This is a genomic window from Duncaniella sp. C9 (genome assembly GCF_004803935.1).
GTDB lineage: Bacteria > Bacteroidota > Bacteroidia > Bacteroidales > Muribaculaceae > Duncaniella > Duncaniella muris.
In genome coordinates, this window is sequence record NZ_CP039547.1 from 1346390 (window position 1) to 1368989 (window position 22600).

Annotated in this window: 19 protein-coding genes; 12 read left to right on the plus strand and 7 right to left on the minus strand. The window is 46.0% G+C overall.

The annotated features are described in order from the left end of the window. Positions 1 to 39: 39 nt before the first annotated feature. Complete coding sequence (locus E7745_RS05440; RefSeq protein ID WP_123399489.1) at positions 40 to 2253, plus strand: alpha-galactosidase; 2214 nt, start codon at positions 40 to 42, stop codon at positions 2251 to 2253. Positions 2254 to 2559: 306 nt separating this feature from the next. Here E7745_RS05440 and E7745_RS05445 read toward each other — a convergent pair whose 3' ends face one another. After that, positions 2560 to 3063 (minus strand): RNA polymerase sigma factor, encoded by a 504-nt coding sequence (locus E7745_RS05445; RefSeq protein ID WP_107031790.1) that lies wholly within the window; start codon positions 3061 to 3063, stop codon positions 2560 to 2562. 415 nt (positions 3064 to 3478) lie between these two features. Between E7745_RS05445 and E7745_RS05450 the strand changes: the two genes are divergently transcribed. Further along, positions 3479 to 3730: a GlsB/YeaQ/YmgE family stress response membrane protein gene (locus tag E7745_RS05450; protein WP_123399491.1), complete on the plus strand. Its 252-nt coding sequence runs from the start codon at positions 3479 to 3481 to the stop codon at positions 3728 to 3730. Between the two features lie 105 nt (positions 3731 to 3835). Here E7745_RS05450 and E7745_RS05455 read toward each other — a convergent pair whose 3' ends face one another. Then, positions 3836 to 6961: a glycoside hydrolase family 2 TIM barrel-domain containing protein gene (locus E7745_RS05455; RefSeq protein WP_123399492.1), complete on the minus strand. Its 3126-nt coding sequence runs from the start codon at positions 6959 to 6961 to the stop codon at positions 3836 to 3838. Positions 6962 to 7176: 215 nt separating this feature from the next. Next, a complete protein-coding gene (locus tag E7745_RS05460; RefSeq protein ID WP_123399502.1) occupies positions 7177 to 8127 on the minus strand; it encodes a LysR family transcriptional regulator in 951 nt (316 codons plus the stop codon). 87 nt (positions 8128 to 8214) lie between these two features. On the opposite strand from E7745_RS05460, the gene E7745_RS05465 reads away from it, so the two are divergent. Both E7745_RS05465 and E7745_RS05470 read left to right on the plus strand, forming a co-directional pair. Beyond that, on the plus strand, positions 8215 to 8943 hold the full coding sequence (locus tag E7745_RS05465; protein ID WP_107031787.1) for a 4Fe-4S binding protein: 729 nt from the start codon (positions 8215 to 8217) through the stop codon (positions 8941 to 8943). Then, positions 8909 to 9094, plus strand: a complete 186-nt coding sequence (locus E7745_RS05470) for a DUF362 domain-containing protein (protein ID WP_123399493.1) — start codon at positions 8909 to 8911, stop codon at positions 9092 to 9094. The genes E7745_RS05465 and E7745_RS05470 overlap by 35 nt, the downstream gene beginning before the upstream one ends. A gap of 403 nt (positions 9095 to 9497) precedes the next feature. Here E7745_RS05470 and E7745_RS05475 read toward each other — a convergent pair whose 3' ends face one another. Beyond that, the gene (locus tag E7745_RS05475) at positions 9498 to 10709 is read right to left on the minus strand and encodes an ATP-binding protein (RefSeq protein WP_123399494.1); all 1212 of its coding nucleotides are present in this window, start codon (positions 10707 to 10709) and stop codon (positions 9498 to 9500) included. A 76-nt stretch (positions 10710 to 10785) separates the two neighbouring features. On the opposite strand from E7745_RS05475, the gene E7745_RS05480 reads away from it, so the two are divergent. The 3 genes from E7745_RS05480 (at position 10786) to E7745_RS05490 (ending at position 13871) form a co-directional block, all read left to right on the plus strand. Then, entirely contained in the window at positions 10786 to 11157 is a 372-nt protein-coding gene (locus E7745_RS05480) for a transposase family protein (protein WP_136408452.1), read from the plus strand. Beyond that, positions 11132 to 12097 (plus strand): transposase, encoded by a 966-nt coding sequence (locus E7745_RS05485; RefSeq protein WP_237613087.1) that lies wholly within the window; start codon positions 11132 to 11134, stop codon positions 12095 to 12097. The genes E7745_RS05480 and E7745_RS05485 overlap by 26 nt, the downstream gene beginning before the upstream one ends. Positions 12098 to 12641: 544 nt before the next feature. Continuing rightward, positions 12642 to 13871 (plus strand): ISAs1 family transposase, encoded by a 1230-nt coding sequence (locus E7745_RS05490; RefSeq protein ID WP_240740280.1) that lies wholly within the window; start codon positions 12642 to 12644, stop codon positions 13869 to 13871. A 130-nt stretch (positions 13872 to 14001) separates the two neighbouring features. Here E7745_RS05490 and E7745_RS05495 read toward each other — a convergent pair whose 3' ends face one another. From E7745_RS05495 to istA, 3 genes are all read right to left on the minus strand, one after another. Continuing rightward, positions 14002 to 14973: an HTH domain-containing protein gene (locus E7745_RS05495; protein ID WP_124076716.1), complete on the minus strand. Its 972-nt coding sequence runs from the start codon at positions 14971 to 14973 to the stop codon at positions 14002 to 14004. A 172-nt stretch (positions 14974 to 15145) separates the two neighbouring features. Continuing rightward, positions 15146 to 15931, minus strand: coding sequence for an IS21-like element helper ATPase IstB (gene istB, locus E7745_RS05500; protein WP_136408453.1), 786 nt, complete (start codon positions 15929 to 15931; stop codon positions 15146 to 15148). Next, the gene (gene istA / locus E7745_RS05505) at positions 15915 to 17486 is read right to left on the minus strand and encodes an IS21 family transposase (protein ID WP_255575987.1); all 1572 of its coding nucleotides are present in this window, start codon (positions 17484 to 17486) and stop codon (positions 15915 to 15917) included. Before istA ends, istB begins: the two co-directional genes overlap by 17 nt. Before the next feature lie 455 nt (positions 17487 to 17941). Here istA and E7745_RS05510 point away from each other — a divergent pair, with 455 nt between their 5' ends. The 5 genes from E7745_RS05510 (at position 17942) to E7745_RS05530 (ending at position 22536) form a co-directional block, all read left to right on the plus strand. Then, positions 17942 to 18961 carry a DNA-binding protein gene (locus E7745_RS05510; protein ID WP_124075992.1) on the plus strand — a complete coding sequence of 340 codons (1020 nt, stop codon included), beginning with the start codon at positions 17942 to 17944 and terminating at the stop codon, positions 18959 to 18961. Further along, a complete protein-coding gene (locus E7745_RS05515) occupies positions 18954 to 19400 on the plus strand; it encodes a Fic family protein (protein WP_124076005.1) in 447 nt (148 codons plus the stop codon). The genes E7745_RS05510 and E7745_RS05515 overlap by 8 nt, the downstream gene beginning before the upstream one ends. Before the next feature lie 35 nt (positions 19401 to 19435). Further along, positions 19436 to 20035, plus strand: coding sequence for a TIR domain-containing protein (locus E7745_RS05520; RefSeq protein ID WP_136408454.1), 600 nt, complete (start codon positions 19436 to 19438; stop codon positions 20033 to 20035). Between the two features lies 1 nt (position 20036). Further along, entirely contained in the window at positions 20037 to 21254 is a 1218-nt protein-coding gene (locus tag E7745_RS05525) for a TRAFs-binding domain-containing protein (RefSeq protein ID WP_136408455.1), read from the plus strand. A 109-nt stretch (positions 21255 to 21363) separates the two neighbouring features. Further along, entirely contained in the window at positions 21364 to 22536 is a 1173-nt protein-coding gene (locus tag E7745_RS05530; RefSeq protein ID WP_124075997.1) for a hypothetical protein, read from the plus strand. Positions 22537 to 22600: the final 64 nt, after the last annotated feature.

Genomic DNA, 22600 nt, shown 5'->3' on the forward strand with positions numbered 1-22600 from the left:
GTAACACTTGTAATTAAACAATCTCTTAACATCTGCCATATGAAACACAGAATGATAGGGCGCGTCTCACTCGCTGCTGTCCTGCTTGCAGGACTTCCGTGGAGCGCATATGCCAAAGTGCTGAAACTTGACACTCCGTCGACCTCAATGGTGCTTGATGCCGAAAAAGGGAAAAATCTGAAATTTCTCTATTACGGCGGCCGTATCTCCGACTCTGACGCTGACAATCTCAGGGCGGCCGGAAGCCCCGTGGCCGACGCATATCCCGCCTATGGGCTTGACACTACACGTGAAGCGGCTCTGAGTGCGGTTCATGCCGATGGAAACATGACGCTTGATCTTAAAGTGGAAAGTACGTCGGCCCGCAGGGACGGCGACTCGGAAATCACAACCGTGAAGCTTCGGGATTCCCATTATCCTTTCACTGTCAGTGTCAACTATCGAACATATCCGGCTGAAGATGTCATCGAGACATGGACTGAAATTTCTCATCAGGAGAAAGGCATTGTGACCATCGACCGTTTCGCTTCAGGATGTCTGCCTGTGCGCTATGGCGATGTCTGGCTCTCGCAGCTCTACGGAAGCTGGGGCAATGAAAGCCGGGTTGACTGCTCGCGCCTGACACACGGAATGCGTGTGATCAAAAACCGCGACGGTGTGCGCAACTCCCATACTGCCCACGGCGAGCTGATGCTTTCGCTTGACGGAAAGCCGCGTGAGAATGACGGCCGCGTCATCGGGGCCGCCCTTTGCTACAGCGGAAACTACAAGCTGGTAATTGACACTGACGAGACTGATTATCATCGTTTTTTCGCCGGCATTAATGAGGACAATTCGGAGTATCATCTGAAGAAAGACGAGGTGTTCGTAACCCCGCCGCTGGCCTTTACTTACAGCAACGAGGGCATGAGCGGAGTGAGCCGCCATTTCCACCGCTGGGGCCGTAACCACAGGATTGCCCACGGCAATGAACTCCGCAAGATCTTGCTAAACAGCTGGGAAGGTGTCTATTTCGATGTCGAAGAAACCGGGATGGAAAATATGATGGCTGATATAGCTTCGATGGGCGGCGAACTCTTCGTCATGGACGACGGCTGGTTTGGCGTGAAGCATCCGCGCGACAACGCCACGCAGGGCCTCGGCGACTGGATTGTTGACACCCGCAAGCTGCCCCACGGAATACAGGGGTTGATTGATGCGGCCAAAAGCAAGGGCATAAAGTTCGGCATATGGATAGAGCCTGAGATGACTAACTCCAAAAGCGAACTTTATGAGAAGCATCCTGAATACGTGATCAAGCCCGGCCACCGCGATCACGTCTATGGACGCGGTGGCACCCAGCTTGTGCTTGACCTCTCAAACCCTAAGGTTCAGGATCTGGTGTTTGAGGTAGTCGACACTCTGATGACGAAATATCCTGAAATCGACTATATCAAATGGGACGCCAACATGTCGGTCCGCAGCCACGGTTCGCAATATCTTTCAGCCGATAATCAGAGCCATCTCTACATAGACTATCACAAAGGTCTTGCCAAAGTGCTTGACCGCATCCGCGCCAAGTATCCCGACCTGACCATACAGGCATGTGCAAGCGGTGGCGGTCGTGCAAACTACGGTGTGCTCCCCTGGTTTGACGAATTCTGGGTTAGCGACAACACCGATGCCCTCCAGAGAGTCTACATGCAGTGGGGTGCTTCCTACTTTTTCCCTGCCGTTGCTATGGCTTCGCATATCAGCGCCACTCCTAACCATCAGACTTATCGCTCTATGCCGCTGAAATACCGCATTGACGTGGCTATGAGCGGGCGCCTGGGCATGGAGATACAGCCGCGCGACATGTCGGAGGCTGAAAGGGAGCAGTGTCGCAAGGTGATAGCCGAGTACAAGGAGATACGTCCTGTTGTGCAGCAGGGTGATATCTATCGCCTGCAGTCGCCTTACGAGGGCCTTGGTGTGGCCTCTCTTCTGTATGCCACTCCTGAAAAAGACAAGGCGGTCTATTTCTGGTGGAAGACCGAGGCATTCCGCAATCAGCAGCTTCCGCGCGTGAAGATGGCCGGCCTGGATCCCGACCGGAATTATAAGGTGCGCGAGATAAACCGTATAGACAATAAACCGCTCCGATATGAAGGCAAGGTCTTTTCCGGCCGTTATCTGATGGACAATGGCTTGGAAATGCCGGTAGGCTATAATGTCGACAAGGACAAACGCACCGAATGGGGCTCGAGAGTCCTGCTGCTGACAGCCGAATGACCGGTGTCCCAGAATAGAAAAGTGGATTAGAGTAATAGATATAGAGAAACGGGGTCTTTAACGGCCTCTAAATGACAAGTCCGGCTGCGAAATCGCTTCGCGCCGGACTTTAGTGTGTTCAAATCAATACCTTAAAATTGTTTCCGTATGTGTGTGTTTAAACCAATCTTATTTACCTTTATTTAACCTTGTTTGGAAACAGCTATAGTTGAAACATGAAACTTAATCTCTACAAAATAGTTTTTTATTATGATGACGTCTGGACTTTGAGCCCTGCATTCATCAGGTCAGTCGTCGTCGCGCGCCTTAGCGGTAGTCGGCAAACTGAGTCTGGAGTTTCTTGCGAGCGAAGAAGATACGGCTCTTGATAGTGCCGAGGGGGAGATTCATCTTTTCAGCGATCTCGTTGTATTTGTAGCCGGCTACGTGCATCGAGAAGGGGATGCGGTATTCATCGGGGAAAGCGTTGATCGCATCTGTGATCTCGTTTGCTCCGAAAGATCCTTCGGGGGTTTCGAGGCCTGAATCCTGCGAAAGGTTCAGGTGATAGAGATCTTCAGTCTGGTCGATGACAGTTGCCGAGCGTGCTACGCGACGATAGTTGTTGATAAAAATGTTGCGCATGATGGTGAAAACCCAGCCTTTGAAGTTGGTGTTGTCAACATACTTGCTTTCGTTGTCGAGGGCCTTCAGGGTGGTGTCCTGCAGCAGGTCATAAGCGTTGTCACGGTTGGATGTGAGCATGTACGCAAAGTTGAGAAGGTTGCTCTGAAGGCTCATAAGCTTGTTCTGAAATTCCTGAGTTCCCATAATTGAAGCGTTTTTATTGAGGTAATGGAGAGTTGTTAATTTCGATTGTTTGTCGGTGCTTGTTTTGTTTGACAGTTCAAAATTACTGCCTTGAGACGGAATATTCAGAAATTTAATGTAAAAATATGTTAATTTGATGACAAAGTTGTTACAAATTGGCGTATTTTGTTAGTTTTCAATGATTTATGTGCTAAAAATAAAAATTACAAAAATGTTACAATGTCAGGCGGATTGTAACAATAATCGTGCGCGTGTATATGAAGCGTTTTTCATAGAGGCCACAAATTTAATAAATATATATTATATATAAGGCTTCTGCTTCGGGAAATGAACAGCCTCTCTGTGGTGGGTTGAACCAAAAAGGGGGGTGAGCCGTTGGAGAGAATATTGAAAACCTGTTAAAACTATTTCAGCTATGAACTTTTTGTGGTATATAATCATTGGAATTGTGTCCGGTTTCGTCGCCGGCAAGCTTATGAGAGGTGGCGGTTTTGGTGTTATTGTGAATTTGATAGTAGGCATAATCGGCGGTGTGCTTGGCGGTTGGCTTTTCGGACTGCTTGGCATCACGGCCGTAGGGATCATAGGTAATCTGATAACGTCTGTGGTCGGAGCCATCTTCCTTCTGTGGATTGTCGGGCTTCTGAGCCGGGCTGTTGCAAGGTGACTTGAAAATATTTAGGTTAAAATATTTGAATACCACCGTCCCGGTCCGTTTTTTTTGCGGACTGAGACGGTGATATTGTCTGCGGTCTGTTATTTCAGAAGTTGGCTATGGTTGCAGCGGGGCTATGGTGTAGCTGTAGCTATATGACTTGTCTTTCAGTCTGTAAGGCGAGTGCGGTCCGGCTCCCCAGCTGTTGTCTCCGCCGAGTCCGCGTTGGGCGAGGTCTATGTAGAGGAAGACGCGGTCGCGGTGGTGGCGCACGTCTGAATTGTGCATCTGGTGCTTTTTCATTCCTGGATCAAGATCTTCGGGGAGCACATCGAGAGCGCTGACATTGAGCGGCTCATCGCCGTCTATTCTGATTCCGTAGCCTTCTGTATCGGTCAGTGAGGCCCAGCGGACATCAGATTTGTTGCCGGTTTCCTGCGGGCGGATGTAGGGATAGAACTGGTCTGCGACCTTTCCTTCCCAGATGCCGATGAATGAGGCTGTGTTGCGGTCGGAGTAGTTTTCGCCGGGCCCGCGGCCATACCATCTGAAATTGTCCGTCCCGGCATGGAGGTCCAGTCTCATGCCGAAGCGCATCAGCTCAGGGACCTCATTGTCACCGGCTTGCCATGACGAGGTGACTTTGATGCAACCGTCGGGCTCGATGCGATAGGTGACATGATAGTCTGAGCGGACATCAGGAAGGCGGTAGACTGCTCTGACAGTCGGATTGCCATCTTCTGAGGTCATTTCAAACGATTTTAGACTGCGGTTTTTCGCGGCATAGCGCCAGGCATTGGCTTTGTGGGGCATGCTGTTGCCCCAGTCATTGTCAGTCGGGGCACGCCAGAACGAAGGTTCAGGCCCGGCGGCTATAAGCTCGCGCCCATTGACGCTGTAGCCGCTCAGCATTCCGCTGACGGAGTCGAAGCGGACTGTCACGCCGTTTGCACAGCTGACTGTCCAGCGGCCTTTGTCATTGACTGCCTTTGGGGCTGTGAGGTTAGCGGTTATTTTCAGCTGACGGGGATGGGACGGGTTCAGTGCAAACTGTTCGCGGGCTACTTCATGTGCGGCCGGTATGATTTCATCTCCTTTGCGGGTGTAGGCATAGAGGGAGAGGAAGTATTCGTTGCTGTTGTCAGAATCTATTTTTTTGATAGGCAGGCTGAAAGTTTTTGACTGTCCGGCCGGTACATTGGCCGAGATCATGCCGGAGTCTGTCACTACGCCGTTCATCAGCAGTTCCCAGCGGAGATCATAGTCAAGCAGATTGCGTGTGTGAAAGTGGTTTTCGATCGTGATTTTGCCTGATGCGGGGTCGGTGGAGGAGAAACGTATGTCCTGGTAGACTTTTTTGACTTCGGTCAGTCCGGGGTGGGGCGTGCGGTCAGGCTGTACGAGTCCGTTGATGCAGAAATTTTCATCGTGAGTGTGGGTATAGGCACCGAAATCGCCGCCATAGGCCCAGTAGCTGTCGCCGTTCTCGTCTTTGGTGAGAAGGCCCTGATCCACCCAGTCCCAGATGAAACCGCCCTGCATGTGGTCTGACGAGCGGATTATGTCGAAATATTCCTGGAAGTTACCGGTGCTGTTGCCCATTGCATGAGCGTATTCACACATTATGAACGGTCTGCCGGGATTGTTTCGGGCTGCATATTCTTTCATCTGGTAGATGCCTGGATACATGGGGCAGACTATGTCGGTGTTACGGTCTTCACCCGCCTGTTCGAACTGTACGGGGCGCGAACTGTCGCGCTTCTTTATCCAGTCATATGCTGCATGGAAATTCTCGCCGTTGCCGCATTCGTTGCCGAGCGACCAGATGATAACGCTCGGATGGTTTTTGTCGCGCTCCACAAGGGAGATCTCACGGTCGAGAATCGCAGCCTGCCATTCCGGACGTTTAGCCGGATGACAGTCGTCGATCCGGTCCCAGGGAACCGAGCCCATTGCATGGGCCTCGATGTTGGCTTCATCCACGAGATAGATGCCGTAGCGGTCGCAGAGATCATACCACAGCGGCGACTGGGGATAGTGGCTTGTGCGCACGGCGTTGATATTATGGCGCTTCATCGTGCGGATGTCATCCATCATCGTCTCGCGGTCAACCACATGGCCTTGGGTCTGGTGATGCTCATGGAGATTGACTCCGTGGACTTCAAGCGGCTTGCCGTTGACCGTCAGGCGGCTGTCTTTGATCTCGATTTTGCGGAATCCGGTCTTTGCCGATGTTGACTCGATGACACGGCCTGAGCTGTCAGAAAGTGTGAGCACAAGTGTATAGAGATATGGGTCCTCGCAACTCCAAGTTCTGACTTTGCCTATTTTTGCGGTCAGCGCTTCGGTGGTGGTGGCTGATGCTCCGAGATTCAGCCGCCGGGTGTTTTTGTAGACCCGTTTGCCGGCGGCGTCATAAAGCGAGACTTCAAGGCTGGTAGCGGCAGGTGTCTGAGCATAGTTTTTCAACACAGTCTCAAGTTTCAATTCTCCGTTGGTGTAGCTGCGGTCGAGGTCGGCGTTGGCAAAAAAGTCGAAAATGCGCCGGCTGTCTGTAGAATATAGGCAGACATCGCGGTCTATGCCAGACAGGCGCCAGAAGTCCTGGTCTTCGAGATATGATCCGTCGGTCCAGCGATAGACTTCGCAGGCAAGCTCGTTTCGTCCTGGTGTGATATATTCGGTGATGTTGAACTCTGCCGGATTTTTGGTGCTCTGCACATAGCCCGCCTTGTGGCCGTTGATCCACACATACATTCCGGCCGTAGAGCCGCCGAAGTGGAGAAACACCTGGCGACCGTCCCAGCCGGAGGGCAGTTCGAACGAACGGCGGTAGCACCCAACAGGGTTGTCGGAGTGGTCGATGAACGGCGGGTTTTTCGGAAACGGATATGTGACGTTGGTATATATAGGTGTACCGTAACCTTCGGTCTCCCAGTTTGAGGGCACCGGAATGCTGTCCCATCCGGCAGTGCTGAATCCGGGGTCATGGAATCCGACAGGCCGCTTGTCAGGAGTCGGAGAGAATCTGAAAGCCCATTTCCCGTTGAGGCTCATGAAAAAAGGTGATGATTCATAGTTGCCGCCCAGAGCCTTAGCCGGAGAGGCATAGGGGAAGGCGGTCGCACGGGCCGGCTCGCGGCCTGAGGCAAAGATCTGTGGATTTTCCCAGTCATTGGCAGAGGTAAGAGACCATTGCATGGCACAGAGCATGCAGAAGGTGATGATCAGAATGCGTGGCATAAGAGTGATAGGATTGGTGAAGTCACGTATGTGACGATTGTATGTTAAGTTTCTACAAATGTATGAAAATCAAACCGGAATGACAAATTCGATTAATAAACACCCTCTTAATGTTGGAAGTTTCCTGCATCAGCGTAATTATAAACCTATAAAGTTTTGGGCGACATCACTGCCGTTTTAAACAACCTCTTAGTCGATCTCGCACCTGTTGTAATTCAATATAATGTATGGCAATTCTTTGATATTAATGCGATCTTGTTATGCAGATTGCTGTCAATCATTTTGTTAGGAATAATTGACAACATGATTTCAATCAAACTTTTCAACATGCGGTATCTTATAAAATCCTTGCGGATATAGATTGAGACACACCGTCGCGAGACATATTCACCCTCTATCGGTCGTACATTTTCCCGCTGTGCGTCTGTCAGAAATGGAAGGTGCATTTCCGGTATGATTGTGAAGCCTCCGTTTATATCGACAATGCGTATCAGTGTCTCGATGCTTCCAGCCTCATAGATATGACGACCGATACTCCTTGTTTTGCAAAAACTGAATGCGCTCTCGCGCATACATTGTGACTCCTTCATTATCCACATCTTTTCATGCAGCAGATCTGCCGGATTGAATTTAGGCATTTTCAACAGACAATCATTAGCCACATAGACGTGGAACGGCTCGCAATAGAAAGGAATTTCAATAGTTTCCTGAGAGGTATTGCCACTGATTGCGATTCCGATATCAATCTTTCCCAAGCGGAGAGAGTCGATGGTCATATCACCCCTAATCTCGTTGACAGTCAGCCTTACATTTAGATAACGGTCTGTGTATTTTTTGATGAACCACGGCATGAGATAAGGTGCGATGCTGGCCCCGATACCGATTGAAAGCGAACCGGATACTTCGCCTTTCTGCTCCGAGATTGTCTCTGAAATCAACTCGGCCTGACTTAAAATTTTCTCAGCCTGCCTTATCACTGTTTCTCCGATGGCCGTTGGGCGCACACTCTTGTTGCTACGCTCAAAAAGGCGTACTTCGAGTTCATTCTCCAGCTTTAGGAGAAGCGCGCTGAGTGTAGGCTGCGTTACATCAAGTTCCGCAGCGGCTTTTGCGAAATTGCGGTATCGGTCTATCGCTATTATGTATTTCAGCTGTTGAAGAGTCATGATAGATAAATTCAATGCAAAGATAGCTAAAATCTGTTGTTGCTCTATCATAAAGACATTAATTTTGTGCCATATTAAAAAATGATTATGGCACAGAAAAGATTTCACAGATATTTACCGACCAAAGGCTGGTCGCTTTACTGGATACTGTTGGCTTATCTCGCGATAGGTTATTTCTATCCGGCAATAGGATTGTTGGCGTTGGTATGCATGATAGCTCCTGTGGCATTTTCCGTGAGCCGTGGCCGATGGTGGTGTGGCAACGCTTGTCCTAGAGGTAATATGTACGACCGTCTATTGGCGAAATACTCGCCTCATCGCCCTATTCCACCCTTTGTCCGCACATTCGGCTTCCGTCTGTTTATGGTTCTCTTCATATTTACCGTGTTCGGTGTGCAGATGTATTTCGCATGGGGTGATTGGAATGCCATAGGGCGTGTGTTTTGGAATATCATAGCGATAACCACAGTGGTAGGAGTGACCCTCTCGTTCATCTACGCACCACGGACGTGGTGCTCATTCTGCCCTATGGGAACACTTTCATCATGGGTTGCTCCAAAGAAAGCTCCGTATCCTAAGGCGTTCACCAGCGTCTACGTTGACATCTCTTGCCAAATGAAATGCAAAAGTTGCGCAAGGGTATGTCCCATGCAGATTACACCTTACGATAGTCGCGGCTCAGAGACTGGCTATCTTCACGCCGATTGTATCAAATGCGGCAAATGTGTAGCGTCATGCCCACTCAAAATCATGAAAATCAAACCTCAAAACCAAATAACTGATGATAGGAGTCAACCGAAAACTATGTCCGCATGACCATGTGTGTCCATTGATACGTCTTTGCCCGGTGGGTGCCATTGCACAAGGTCCCGACGGCTATCCAGTCATAGACCACGACAAGTGCATTGAATGTGGAAAATGCGTCCGCTCATGTCCAAAGAAGGCAATGGAAAGTAATCAAGAATAAACAGAGGGAGCGATTCGGTATATTTCAGCGGAAAAAGGCACTAAAAAAAGCAGTCAGCAATTAGCTGGCTACTTTTTTTAGTGGTCCAATTGGGATATGTTTTGTGTTATCTATCCTTGGTTGGAAAAGGATAAAAGAAAAACCGCTGAAATGTCTGATTTTCAGCGATTTTCTTAATTTGGTGATTTTTACGAGTGGTCCCACTTCTACTTTGAACTTCAAGGTAACTTATTGTGGGATAGTTTATCCTCGATGTTAAATTTCGAACTTGGCTCGGATGAGGCACCTCTGTACTTCATCATTCTGCAACGCCGTTCTTATCTTCGTTTTTACAAAATTAGTTATTAGTTGCAGCAGTGCCAAATTGGTTATATTAAAAGTTCCTAAAATGAACTGCCATGAGTTATAAGTTATCCGACATCAGGAACTGCCGTAAGGTCATATGTTTTATGCCTTCATAGTTTTGAGGGCGTGACATCGGATTCATGGATATGACATACTTGGGATAGTTGTCCTGTATCTTCATCAGATTTCCAAACTCCCGTTCCATTGTCTTGTCGTCAGCTATGAGATATGCCACCTGTATATAGACCGATGTGCCGCCTTTTTCGGCAACGAAATCGATCTCACCATTGGGAAGTGTTCCGACGCTGATCTTGTATCCGAGATTTTTGAGGTGTAGATAGACGGTGTTTTCTATTACTTTCTCTATGTCGCCGGTACGGTTGGGTCCGGCAAGCATATTGCGCAGCCCCAAGTCCTCAAAGTAGTATTTGTCGTTTGTCTCCAACAGACGCTTTCCATGTATGTCATATCTCGGCACCTTATTGATGATGTAAGCGTTTGAGGCGGCTTTCAGATAATTTATCGCCGACAACGGGGTCAATTCCACTCGCTGTGATTTGAGATATTTAGACAATGACGTGGCTGACACAAGTTGACCTGCGTTGTCGCTGACGTATGACATCAGATTTTCAAATAGTGTCACATTGCGAAGTCCTTCCCGCTGCACCACATCTTTAAGAACAATGGTATTGTAGATGTTCTGGATATATTCCCAGACCATATCCTCATTTTCAAGTCCGAGACGGTACAGGTGAGGAAGACCACCGAAGCCGAGATATTTCAGAAGACTGTCATCTGAATCATCAAGACCGTGAAAGGTCAGGAACTCCCGGAATGAAAGACTCAGGATATGAATCTCAATATATCGACCGCCGAGGTATGTGGATAGCTCTGACGAAAGCATTTTTGCATTACTTCCGGTCACAACAATCTGACATTCCTCATCGGCATTGAGACTACGGAGGACATTCTCAAAACCGTCAATGTCCTGCACCTCGTCAATGAGCAGATAATTATCGGCATCTTCTTTCAGTTTGCCGTCAAGGTATCGCGAGAGATCATCTGCGTTTCTGATGTCGGCATACTTTGTCTTTTCCTTATTGATATATATGATATTGGCATCCGGATTGTCGGCTTCAATCTCCGTGACGAGTTGACGGATTATATAACTCTTGCCAACGCGACGCTGCCCGGTAAGGGCGATTATCATCCCCTTGCCGATAAATCTCTGAATATGCTCAATATACTGTTGCCTTGCTATTATCTTCATGTCGCAAAGATAGCAAATTTTGGGTCAAGCCGAAAGCACGGTGCATGAATTTTGAGAAAAGTGTTAAATTTGTGGCATGAAAATCGCAGATGCAATATGGATGTGCCTGCCCGAGGGCATGGACGAACTATTTGAAATGGTGCGCTTCGAGCGCACGGAACAGTCCTATGACATATGGCTTGACGAAAAGAAGAAACTGTCTGATGAAGACTATCGTAATCCAAATATCGTAGCGCGAGGCTATACGGATTATGTAACAATACAGGACTATCCGATGCGTGGACGGCCTGTATTTCTTCACATGCGCAAGAACAAGTGGTGGGACAGGCAGACCAACGAAATCTTCAGCTACAATCTCGAACTTCCCAACGAGGAAGGAACACGACTCAGCGCCGAGTTCGTGGCTTTTTTAAAAGACGAAGGTGGAGACGACAGCCCTGTCGATTAAACAGATAGCGCAGATGTACTGCGTCAACGGCAAACATTTTGCCGACTTGTACCGCAATAAGATAAGCGGTTACGCCGACTGGTGCGAACAGGAGCTTGGCTGTGGGTTCTATTTCAACGCCGATAATATCGGCCCTTACATGAGTCTTGATGAGACGTGTCTGAGCAACGGGGAGGTATGGACGTTCCTGACCAACAAGGACGGCCACGGAGGCAAGGGAACACTTGCGGCAGCCATTCCCGGAACAAAGAGTGACGAAATTATATCCATACTCATCGGAGCTATGGAGAAATCAATCAGACGCAGGGTCAAGGAAGTGACCTGCGATCTCTCGCCATCAATGATGCTCATAGCCGCAGAAGTGTTCTATAACGCCCATGTAGTCAACGACCGTTTTCATGTCCAACAGGTCTATAATGAGGCCGTTGACGAAATCCGCATTGACATTCGCCGACAGCTCATCGCAGAGGAAAACAACCGCAACAAGTCCGAACCGCCGGTAACGTACTCCAACGGAGAGACCATGCGCCAGATACTGGCCCGCAGCAAACACACTCTGATGATGTCGCAGAACAAATGGACTGACATACAGCGCCATCGTGTCAACATACTGTTCAAATACTATCCAATGTTGAAGGCTGCATACAGCCTTGCGATGGAGCTGCGCAAGATTTTCAACGCTAAAATCTCACCGACAAAAGCCATGGGGAGGATGAACAAGTGGTATGAAAAGGTAATGGCATTGGGTAACAACAACTTCCGCTCGGTAATCAAAACATTCAAGAACCACGCCCCAACAATCCTGAACTATTTCCGTCGTCGTGCGACCAATGCCTCTGCCGAGGCATTCAACTCTAAAGTCAAAATATTTCGCTCACAAATGCGTGGTGTCCGGGACCGCGACTTCTTCATCTTCCGATTAGTCAAACTCTACGCCTAAAAATTTAACACTTCTAATTGCCCAATTTAACATATGCACCGTGCTTTCGGCTTGAGCCGATTTTTGAGGAAGAAGGGCAAAAGAAAAATCGCTGAAATGTCTGATTTTCAGCGATTTTCTTAATTTGATAATTTTTACTTGTGGTCCCACTAGGACAGCGGAGCCACAAATTAAGTATCGTGTTAATCAGACATTTAATCCGAGAGCGTTCAGGGCGCGTTCCCTTTCTCTACTCCTACAGATTTCAATGTTCTTACGCCATGTGGGACATGACTGAGTACAAAATTACTGATTTTTCATCGATTATCCAACAATTCCGGTGTTAAAAATACTTATCAAATTATGACAGTTATCCCTTTTACACGGCTCTTTCATTTAAGATTTCGTCTCATTCTCGACAAATGTGTTATTTTATAGCGAGAGCAGTACGGGTGGAGAGGCTTTAACCTCTGATTTTCAAGAAAATAAGTGCAATGAAAATTTGGCCAAGTGGCAGATTTTTAGTAACTTTATAGGTGATAATCAAAGAGTTACGCCAAAAAAAATGAAGCCACTTGACCAAGTCTGTTCGACTGACGCCTATGCGCCTGATCATACCGCAAAAGTACACAATAAATTTGACACAAGGCGCAGTATCATGGAAGAACTTCGAGCGTTTGCCTCATCCGTGCCGGATTTCCGTAGATTGGACAAAGGCAATTTCCGTCACAGCCTCAACGATATCATCATGCTGATGATACTCGGACGTATGGCCGGATGCATCGGACGAGCCGAGATATTGGAGTTCGGCAGATACAACCTCAACAAATTACACAAAATGGGCCTGTTAAGGAACGGCGTACCATCTGAGGCCACGCTTTGCCGTGTGGAGAACGGCATCAACGATATGGATATGGCCGACAGGATGCAGCAGTTCGCAGACATATTCCTTGAAAGACTTACTTGCGCCAGCCGCATCATTGAAATAATCTGCATTGACGGCAAAGCCGAGCGCGGCACCGTTCAGGAAAACGGGCGAAGCCCGGATATCGTCTCTGCCTATTCGTTCAGCACCGGCATAACAATCGCCACCGAAGCCTGTCAGGAAAAGAGCAACGAGATAAAGGCCATACCGATACTTCTTGATAAAATAGATGTCGCAGGAAAGATTGTCACAGCCGACGCAATGTCTATGCAGAAGGATATTGTCGAGAAAATCAGAAAGAAAGGCGGAGACTTTCTGATAGAACTCAAAGCCAACCAGCCGTCATTGCGATACGGCATTGAGGACAGGCTAGTGGAACACACACCGGTATATTCTTACACCGAAGGTCCCGAACTGGCCCACGGCAGGATAGAGACGAGAACCTACCGCGTATATGACGGACTGGACATTATCGCAGACAAGAAGAAATGGGGCGGAAACATGACCATCATAGAGTATGAATCGTCCACAGTCAAAAAGTCAACAGGAGTACACACCTCAGAAAAACGCCTGTACGTCAGCAGTATGCCTACGCATACTCCGAAGCCAGGAATCTTCGTGCGCAACCATTGGTCAATAGAAAGTATGCACTGGGGGCTGGACTACAATCTTCAGCAGGACAATATAAAACGCAAGTCGACGAGAGCCGCCAGAAACCTCGATACCATACAAAGAATAGTTTACTCGGTGTTCTCAATATGGAAAGGACTTCGCAAGAAACAATCAGATAAGAATAAAGGCATAGCCGAACTGATCAGACATATCTCGATGAGCTTTACCAGACTGATTCGATTTTTAAGTCAAAAGTGAAAAAAATAAGATTTTGATACCAGAATAACTCTTTGATATACAGACATGGAAAAATTACCCGATTCTCAATGAACCGGGTAAGGGAAGATATGCTATTTATTTTAGGTTAAATGAAAGAGCCGTGTCCCTTTTAAGGGAGTTTCCAATGCCCGGTTTTAGGATGTCCTTCCCACGAAATTTTAAGGTCTTTCAAATGCCTCTCAATCGTCTTTTTGGTTACCGAAAGATGCCTTGCCATTTCTTCACGCTTAACATTTGGTCGTTCCTGTATCATTGCAACTATGCAATCATCCAAGTTTTGAGCGACATCTTCACCTCCTTGAGCGACATCATTATCTGTTTGAGCGACATTTTGAGCGACATTCTCTCCTTTTTGAGCGACATTATTATCCGTTTGAGCGACATTTTGAAGGACATCCTGCTTTTCTCCCTTACATTTCTGTATATCACTTACCTCAATAAGCTCATCCGGATTATCATAAAGAAGTTTCATCGCCTCTATGTCGGGCTGGTGTCCCTCAAAACCGAGGGTAAGAATTGTGCGGTCTATGCCGCCTGAGGTAGTCACTTCCAGTTTGGGCGCACAATGATATACACTCTGCCATGTCTTGAATATTCCTTGAAGACCGCTGCCGGCTCGCTCGCCATATTTTACCATCGCAAGCATTTTCATCATTACACCGTTTCGTGGGTCTGATGCGCAGTCCTGTATCGCTTCGGCAAGCGACACACGCATACTGCCGGGATTGGCGAATCTGAAACCGTCGGCTCCTTTCTGTACCACCACACCGCGACGTCCATAGAAATCAGCGTTTGCAAGCATATTTACTGTAGCCTCGCGCACCGTCTTGTGCAATGGGGTGTCCTCATCCAGTTGATTACCTTTGAACATGAAGGGCACTTTCAAATCAGCCTGCAACTTAGGAATGACTCTCAAAAGGAAGTCAAACACGTTGCCGCTCCAGTCTCCGGATTGTGAAGTGATGCGGTCGGTCCAGCGGGCATAGATGCCGTTGGTGCGGTTTTCCTGATAGTCGAGGAAATAGTTGGGGAATACAGCGGTTATCTCATATTCGTACCCAAACATAAGAAGTCCTGCCACAGTGGGATGAAACTTTCCGGTATCCTTATCCTCGCGCACGGCACCGATACGACGCAGGAATGGAAAACCCAGGCTCGGATGACCCCTTAGGCCAAGGTTGAATTAACCCCTGAAAATATTTTGAATTGACCCCTGAAAACGTTCTGGCCGACGGGGTCAATTTTATTTTGTCTTATCTGCTTTTTATAGCTCTGAGCTTACGGACGCTTTCGCCGGTAAGCGTGATTCGATGAGCAGTGTGGACAATGCGATCGAGTATTGCATCTGCCACTGTGGAGTCACCTATTGCTTCGTACCAGTCCAGTTCGGGGAGCTGTGATGTCACGATGATTGATTTGCGACCATGGCGGTCTTCGATGATTTCCGTAAGGTGTGCGCGTTCCTTGGCGTCGAGAGGCACCAGGAAGAGATCGTCGAGGATCAGAAGCTGCGTTTTTTCGAGTTTCTTGAGCTCCGTTTCGATTGTTCCTTTGTTTTTGGCGATTTTCAGGGTCCCCATCAGTTTGGATGCGTTCGCGTACAGTACGCGCATACCGGCCTTGCATGCCTCGTATCCCAATGCTGTTGCCAGATAGCTTTTGCCCGTACCAGAACAGCCTGTGATGAACAGGTTTTCACCTTTACGGATAAAGTCCAGCGATGCGAGACGCTCCATCTGATTACGATCCAGGCCACGCGGAAGGTTATAGTCAATCTGCGCCACCGACGCGTCATCGTATCTGAAGTTTGCGTTTTTCACCAGGCGCTCAATATTGCGTGCGGCCCTGTAGTCCCATTCTCTGGATAACAGCCAGTTCAGAAAGCTGTCAGGTGTCATTGTCTCGGCGAATGTGGCCTGAAGATTTTCGGAAAACGCTGCCGACATGCCGTGTAAGCGCATACGGTGCATCAGATCCAGAGAGATGGAGTTGCGGTCTTTCTCCGCTGTTATTGGCGTGGTTTTATTGTTCGTTTCCATGTTGTTCGTTGTTGTTGGCTGATAGTTTTATGCTTGCGGCAAAATATTCTTTACCGCGTATGTTCCGGTGGGATGGTGTCTGACGGTCATTGCCGTCGGCATCAGCCCCCGGCAAATAATCCGCATCGGCTCCGGACTCAAGTATGTCCACCATGTCGCTGACACTGTAAAGGCGTGCGTCCATTGCCGCGGCGCATCCTGACACAAGCCGTTTCTGTCCATACTTTTTCTCAAGTTTCATGATGCCACGGCAGACTCTGAAGGCAAGTTCCGGATAACGCCTGTCCTCGATGACAGCCCGCAGATAGTGCAATACGATGTTGTCGATCTGTGCCGCACGTGAAAGCAGTTCCGCAATGTCGCTCTCGCAGCTCCCCTTGCGTCCGGGCAGATTGTGTGACGGTTTCGTTGTATATTCATACGGAGTATCGTTGCGGTGATGCGTCGCCACATGGGTAAAGCCATGAAAGATGTCGATCGTGTCAGTGTCGTAGACCAGTTCCACACGTTTGCCTACATATTGCACAGGCACACTGTAGTGATGCTTGTGCAGAGTTACGTAGCTGTTACGCTGTACTGTCGCGACAGCCCGCTGTTTCATCTGATAGCGGTTCGCAGGCAATGGCCGGAGATTGTCCCGCTCCACAGCCTCAAAGAGCTGACGGCGTGATTCCTTTCGACGCGTCAGATTACGCGCGTTGAACTTCTCCAGAGACCTGAGGATTGCTTCGTTAAGCGACTCCAGATTATGGAAAATCTGACCTTCAAGGTCTACGTACACAGACCGATACATCAGTTTTACTGCATTTTCCACCAGGGCCTTGTCCTTTGGATGCCGCACACGGGCAGGCACCACGGCGCAGCCGTAATGCTCGGCAAAGGATTCGAAGTCAGGATTTATGACCGGCTCGTCGCGGCCACTGCGCGTGACGGCAGATTTCAGGTTGTCAGGCACAATCGCACATGGTGCGCCGCCGTAGAAACGTATGGCGTTTTCGCAGGCCTTTATCAGATCTTCCTTCTTCTGCGTCCACACTGCCTCGCAATATGTGTAGTGGCTACATGGAAGTATCGCCACAAACACCTCGACCTTTCGTATCCCGGCTGTTGCCTCATCGACTATTTCCAATCTGTCTCCGGCAAAATCGATATACATCTGGTCGCCGGCGCGGTGCTCCACATGCCCGATGGCATTGGTCTGCAGCATGAACTGCCTGAGTTTCATCCCGAAAGATGCCTTCAGATAGCCATCGGGATGGCCGGTATGATACTCTTCATACAACTTCTTGACCGTCATGCCCTTTCGAGAAAGTCGCGCCGCATAATCGGGCAATAGGGCTTCAAGCCTGACCTGCCGCTCCGACGGTTTACGTTCCCTCGCCCCTGGTATGGCAAATAGTTCCTGTAGCCGCGCATCACTCAGCGACGGCAGCTTCTCAGCGGGTATACCGCTGTCCTGATACATTCTCACATAGCGGCGCACCGTGTTCCGGGATATGTCAAAGGCACTACTGATGCATTTTATGCCCATCCCTGATGCGTGACATAGGAGAATATTCTTTTATCTTGTGTTCATGTTTTCTTTGAATTATATCCCCCGTCGGCCAAAACGGAATTCAAAGATACATATAAAATCCCCTGCTGACATTACGTCGACAGGGGTCATTTTTATTTTGGGCAAAGGGGTCAGTGATATTTTGGCTTCAGGGGTCAATTCAATCTGGTCTAAGGGGTCATCCGAGCCTGGGTTTTCCAACAAGACACAAAAGACCTTTATGGACTATATCAAACTCTCCTCGGACGAAATCGCCGACGAGATTGACGCTATCGCCAACGGCGCAAAATCCGAAGTATTCTGAATATTTTGTGCCCTGACTTATGCTCCGACTTGTGCCCTAATGGTTGATTACGCTCAAGTAGACATTATAAATGGCCATAAATTGGATATTCTTCTAACAATTTCAGTGTGTATATAGCTGGCATTCAGGAATTATTTAGTAATTTTGTAATATGAACGACTTGACAGTATCAAATATCGAGCGGCAGAACGTTTTGAATAACAATTATGCCCTTCAAGCCATCCAAGAGAACTTGGATGTTAATGGTCTGCACTATCGTGGAGAGTTACTCTTTACTACCAAGATGGTTGCTGATTTCTATGAGGTTGATGAACGTACTATTAAACGTTATGTACAAGATCATGGTGATGAACTTCGTGCTAACGGATACTTTTTAAGTCAAGGTAAAGATTTGAAAGATATTAAGATAGAAATTGGTAGTGACATAAATGTCCCTACCAAAACAACTATTCTTTCATTCTTTACTTTCCGCGCATTCCTGAACATAGGAATGCTTCTTACAGAGAGTGAAAAGGCGAAGCAATTACGCACTCGTATGCTTGATATTGTTATTGCTACTATCAACAGTCGTGCTGGAGGAGGTACCAAATACATTAACTGGCGAGATAGAGATTATCTTCCTACGGCAATCAAGAGTGAAAATTATCGCAAGAATTTCACACAAGCTGTGGGAAAGTACGTTGATGGACACCCCAATTATAAGTACGAACAAATAACAGACTTGATATACAAAGCTGTATTCAAGGAGAATGCAAAAGAGTATCGTGAGGTTCTGCGTTTGCAAAACGAGGATAATGTGCGTCATACTCTTTATGCAGAAGTTCTACTTTGTATCTCATCATTTGAGAATGGAGTTGCTCATCAGATAGAGAAACGTTATTCCGAAAATGGCAACAAACAGTTGTCAATAGAGGAAGTCAAGTCGATAATTGATGAATTAGCTGCCGCCCCTATGATGGAGCCTTTCATCAACGATGCCAGAACAAAGATGGCATCCCGTGATGTTGCATTCCGTGACGCATGGCATGGTAATCTCGCGGAGTATCTAAGAGCTGTTACGCCAGACGAGTTCGATAAGTTTATCGGTGATGCTTCAATTAATTTTGACAATATCCTCGAAGTAAACCGCGAAGTCCTTAAACGCCTAAAGCAAGCCGATGATGATGAGTGAGGAATTGAAATACATCAGTTATGATGAGGCTCTGGTGGTTTATGCTAAAACAGTAGCAGCCAGTGGTGGCGGTCTGCAAGGAGTAAAGGACGAAGGCGGTATTCGCAAGGTTCTTGACTTCGTGCAGAATGACTTGTATTATCCGACATTCGTAGAAAAGCTGACATATCTTGTCTTCGGCTTATGCACTGGGCATTATTTCGAAGACTCTAACAAGCGAGTGGCATTGACAATCGGTGTATGGTTTCTCGTGCATAACGGCTACTATTGGCACGCCTACAACTTTATGCAGTGCATGGAGGCAATCATTTACCACGTTGCCGCCGGACGCATTGACAAAGACCTGCTCCAACGCATCATCACCTGTTACATGGCAAACGAGGACTACCCTGAAGACCTCAAACTCGAAATCATCCACGCAATAGATAATAATTCATAAAACATAATAACATATAAAGTAATATGTAAAGTAATATGGGACATAAATGCTACATATCATTTAAAATGGAGGACAAACCCTTCAAGGAAGAAATTCAGAAATGGTGTGATCGAGATAAGGTTGATATGATTGATAAATCCTTAGATACTCCTATCAATTCTGAAAATGAGGATTATATTATGCGTAAAATAAGGGAAGAATACCTGTCTGATTCAACAGTCACTATATTCCTAATAGGAGAACATAGTTTGGAAGATTTAGGATGGGATGAGCAACGTTTTATTAAACGTGAGTTGCAAGCTTCGTTATATAATGGAGAGGGTAATACCAGAAATGGGATATTGGGCGTTGTTTTACCCAATATGTATGATAAAATATTTAAAGGTTCGTACACTTGTTCGACTTGCTCGGGCTGCCACAATTGGGTTGCATTAGAGAATTCAACGGTGATTAAAGAGTTTTGGAAAAACTACTATTTGAATAATCATGGTAAGTGTTCATATAGTGAAGACGATCGCTACTGCGTTTTAGTTAAGTGGTCAGACTTTAAAAAGGATCCTAATATTTATATAGATCAAGCATTTAATAAACGCAGTCATCCGATTGCACAAGAAGTTATTGTAAGACCAAAATGACATGGAAATGAAAGAAAAGAATATATGCTTTGTTATAATGGGATTTGGTAAGAAAAAAGATCCTGATACAAATCGTACAATAGATCTTGATGCTACTTATAAAAAAATAATTCGTCCAGCAGTGGAATCCGCTGGATGCAAGTGCATTCGCGCTGATGAGATCGTAGAATCTGGCATAATAGATAGAAGTATGTATGCTCTATTGTATTATGCTGATATTGTTATTGCTGATATATCTACTTTCAATCCCAATGCTATATATGAATTAGGAGTACGTCATACATTGCGTCCATACTCTACAATAATCATTAAAGAAGATGAAGGTAAGATACCTTTCGATATTGGGCATGATAGGATGATAAGCTACAAGCATTTGGGGAATGAGATTTCAGAGTCTGAATCAAAAAAGTGTATTCCTCAGCTTCGCTCCTTAATAAAAGCTGTGATAGCAGAACCCAAAACAGATAGTCCAATTTATTCCTATCTCCCAAATATAAAACGACCTGAAATTTCTGAAGAAGAGGTATTAGGAATAATTGGGGAATTAAAGGAACATGAAGATTCTATTTTTGCTTTAACAGAGTTAGCAAAGGAAAGCATGGCGGTCGGCGATTTTGTTAAAGCAGAGCGATTATGGGGTAAGCTAAGTACCAAGGCTGAGAATGAGAAGTACTACATCCAGCAACAGGCTTTGTGTCGTTATAAGAGTGGGGCTCCTTCTAAACAACGAGCACTAACAGATGCTCTAACGCTTCTTTCAAAAATAGAGGGTCAAACTGATACTGAAACTCTTGGTATTTTTGGTGCGGTATATAAAAATTTGTGGGAGGAAACAAGTGATATAAGTTATCTTGATTCGGCCCTTCATGCATACAAGAAGGGATGGAGTCTTTATGAAGATTATTATACTGGGGAAAATTATGCGACGTGTAATATTTTAAAGGCAAGTATTACTAAAGAAGATAACATGAAAAACTATCTTCTTATGGAAGCTAAAATTACGTATAACGCAATAATTAAAATTGTTTTGTCCTCTTTGGAGGAACCAGAGCCAGAAGAATTATTGTGGAAATATGCAACATTATCCAATGCGTATTTTGCTTTGGGTAATGAAGAGAAAGCTACATTATATGAGGAAAAATTTATGCAGCAAACGCCTGAGCAATGGCAAATAGACACATTTATGAAGACCAAAGATGTGTTGGCCTCAGTGAATTGATATTTTTGATTCCATATAGGCAATTGCATTAGTTAATACACAAAACTGTAAGAAGGGATTTATATGAACATAGCAATTATATAAATCCCTGATATTATATTGATTACTAATGGGAAAACATCAGAGACGAAAAATAGGAGAGATAAATAGATTTAGAAAACGTTTGAAATTTCCTCTCTCTCGTGTTGCAAGAGTAATGCCCAAAGGGTTTACTGATGCGGAATTCTTAGATTTGTTTAAAACTGCTTATCCTGGATTATGGCTTGAGTTGATGAATTTCTTCAAATCCAATATGGACGAGTATAGAAATAGAATAAACAAAGGGTTGAAGGGAGTTAAACCATTCTATCCAAAAGCTATGGTGTTTTTAGTTGCAAAATCATCATTGGCAAAATCTAGAATAGATAACTTCAACTCGTCCATTGAGCAAGAACACGAAAAAGCAGAAGAACGAGCAAAGATTATTCGTGAAGGAAAAAACAAAGCAAATAAGCTCCAGCAGCTAGAATCGGAGCAAATTCGAAAATTCCAGAAAGTAGCTCCAAAGTATGTAGACAATCTTATAAAATTATATTTTAATCAACGAAAAGAAAATGCTCTTGACATAGATACGCGATATCTAATCATTCTTGAATGTGCAAAGTTTAAATGTAAAAAAACAATAGTTTTTCTACAAAAGATTAATGCGTGTGAAAAGAACAACGAGTTACGAATGCTTGCATATGAATATCTTGTAAGATTTGGTATTAATCCTCGTCTAACTCGCAAGCGTAAGGGAAAGAAAAAACTAACAGCCACTACAGTGCACAAAATAGAAGAGAGTCCCTCTGTCTTACTTCAATTGATTTTTGAAAAACAGCAAATTTTACATAAGAATTTTGATGTGTTTCTATCGCATAGTTATGGCCGCCAATCTGAATTACTCCAGACTAAGGAAATTCTTAATCGACAAGGATTGGTTGTATATGTTGATTGGATAAATGATGCTGAGATGTTACAAAGAGAAAAGCAAAATGATGATACATTTAATGTTCTCTATGAAAGATTAAGACAATCGTCAGCATTATTGTTTATTCAAACTAAATTAAGTGTAACATCTGAGTATTGTATGGATGAGCTGATGTATTTTAAGAAACTTAATCGACCTATGTATTTATATGAAGCTGAGCCGATAGAAAACCAACCTAAAATATTTGAGGGTATGATTAAGGTTGAACTTAAAAATGACAAGTTTCTTACGGAAGACAATAAGGCTATTTTAGCACAGTCCCAGGTCATATGAATAAATTTTATTGAAATAGACAGACCAAATGGAGATCTGATATATCCCTTTCAATAGTATTGCT

Coding starts and splice junctions, on each gene's coding strand:
- E7745_RS05440 (WP_123399489.1), top strand. CDS start 40: ATGAAACACAGAATGATAGGGCGCGTCTCACTCGCTGCTGTCCTGCTT.
- E7745_RS05445 (WP_107031790.1), bottom strand. CDS start 3,063: ATGGGAACTCAGGAATTTCAGAACAAGCTTATGAGCCTTCAGAGCAAC.
- E7745_RS05450 (WP_123399491.1), top strand. CDS start 3,479: ATGAACTTTTTGTGGTATATAATCATTGGAATTGTGTCCGGTTTCGTC.
- E7745_RS05455 (WP_123399492.1), bottom strand. CDS start 6,961: ATGCCACGCATTCTGATCATCACCTTCTGCATGCTCTGTGCCATGCAA.
- E7745_RS05460 (WP_123399502.1), bottom strand. CDS start 8,127: ATGACTCTTCAACAGCTGAAATACATAATAGCGATAGACCGATACCGC.
- E7745_RS05465 (WP_107031787.1), top strand. CDS start 8,215: ATGGCACAGAAAAGATTTCACAGATATTTACCGACCAAAGGCTGGTCG.
- E7745_RS05470 (WP_123399493.1), top strand. CDS start 8,909: ATGATAGGAGTCAACCGAAAACTATGTCCGCATGACCATGTGTGTCCA.
- E7745_RS05475 (WP_123399494.1), bottom strand. CDS start 10,709: ATGAAGATAATAGCAAGGCAACAGTATATTGAGCATATTCAGAGATTT.
- E7745_RS05480 (WP_136408452.1), top strand. CDS start 10,786: ATGAAAATCGCAGATGCAATATGGATGTGCCTGCCCGAGGGCATGGAC.
- E7745_RS05490 (WP_240740280.1), top strand. CDS start 12,642: ATGAAGCCACTTGACCAAGTCTGTTCGACTGACGCCTATGCGCCTGAT.
- istB (WP_136408453.1), bottom strand. CDS start 15,931: ATGGAAACGAACAATAAAACCACGCCAATAACAGCGGAGAAAGACCGC.
- E7745_RS05510 (WP_124075992.1), top strand. CDS start 17,942: ATGAACGACTTGACAGTATCAAATATCGAGCGGCAGAACGTTTTGAAT.
- E7745_RS05515 (WP_124076005.1), top strand. CDS start 18,954: ATGAGTGAGGAATTGAAATACATCAGTTATGATGAGGCTCTGGTGGTT.
- E7745_RS05520 (WP_136408454.1), top strand. CDS start 19,436: ATGGGACATAAATGCTACATATCATTTAAAATGGAGGACAAACCCTTC.
- E7745_RS05525 (WP_136408455.1), top strand. CDS start 20,037: ATGGAAATGAAAGAAAAGAATATATGCTTTGTTATAATGGGATTTGGT.
- E7745_RS05530 (WP_124075997.1), top strand. CDS start 21,364: ATGGGAAAACATCAGAGACGAAAAATAGGAGAGATAAATAGATTTAGA.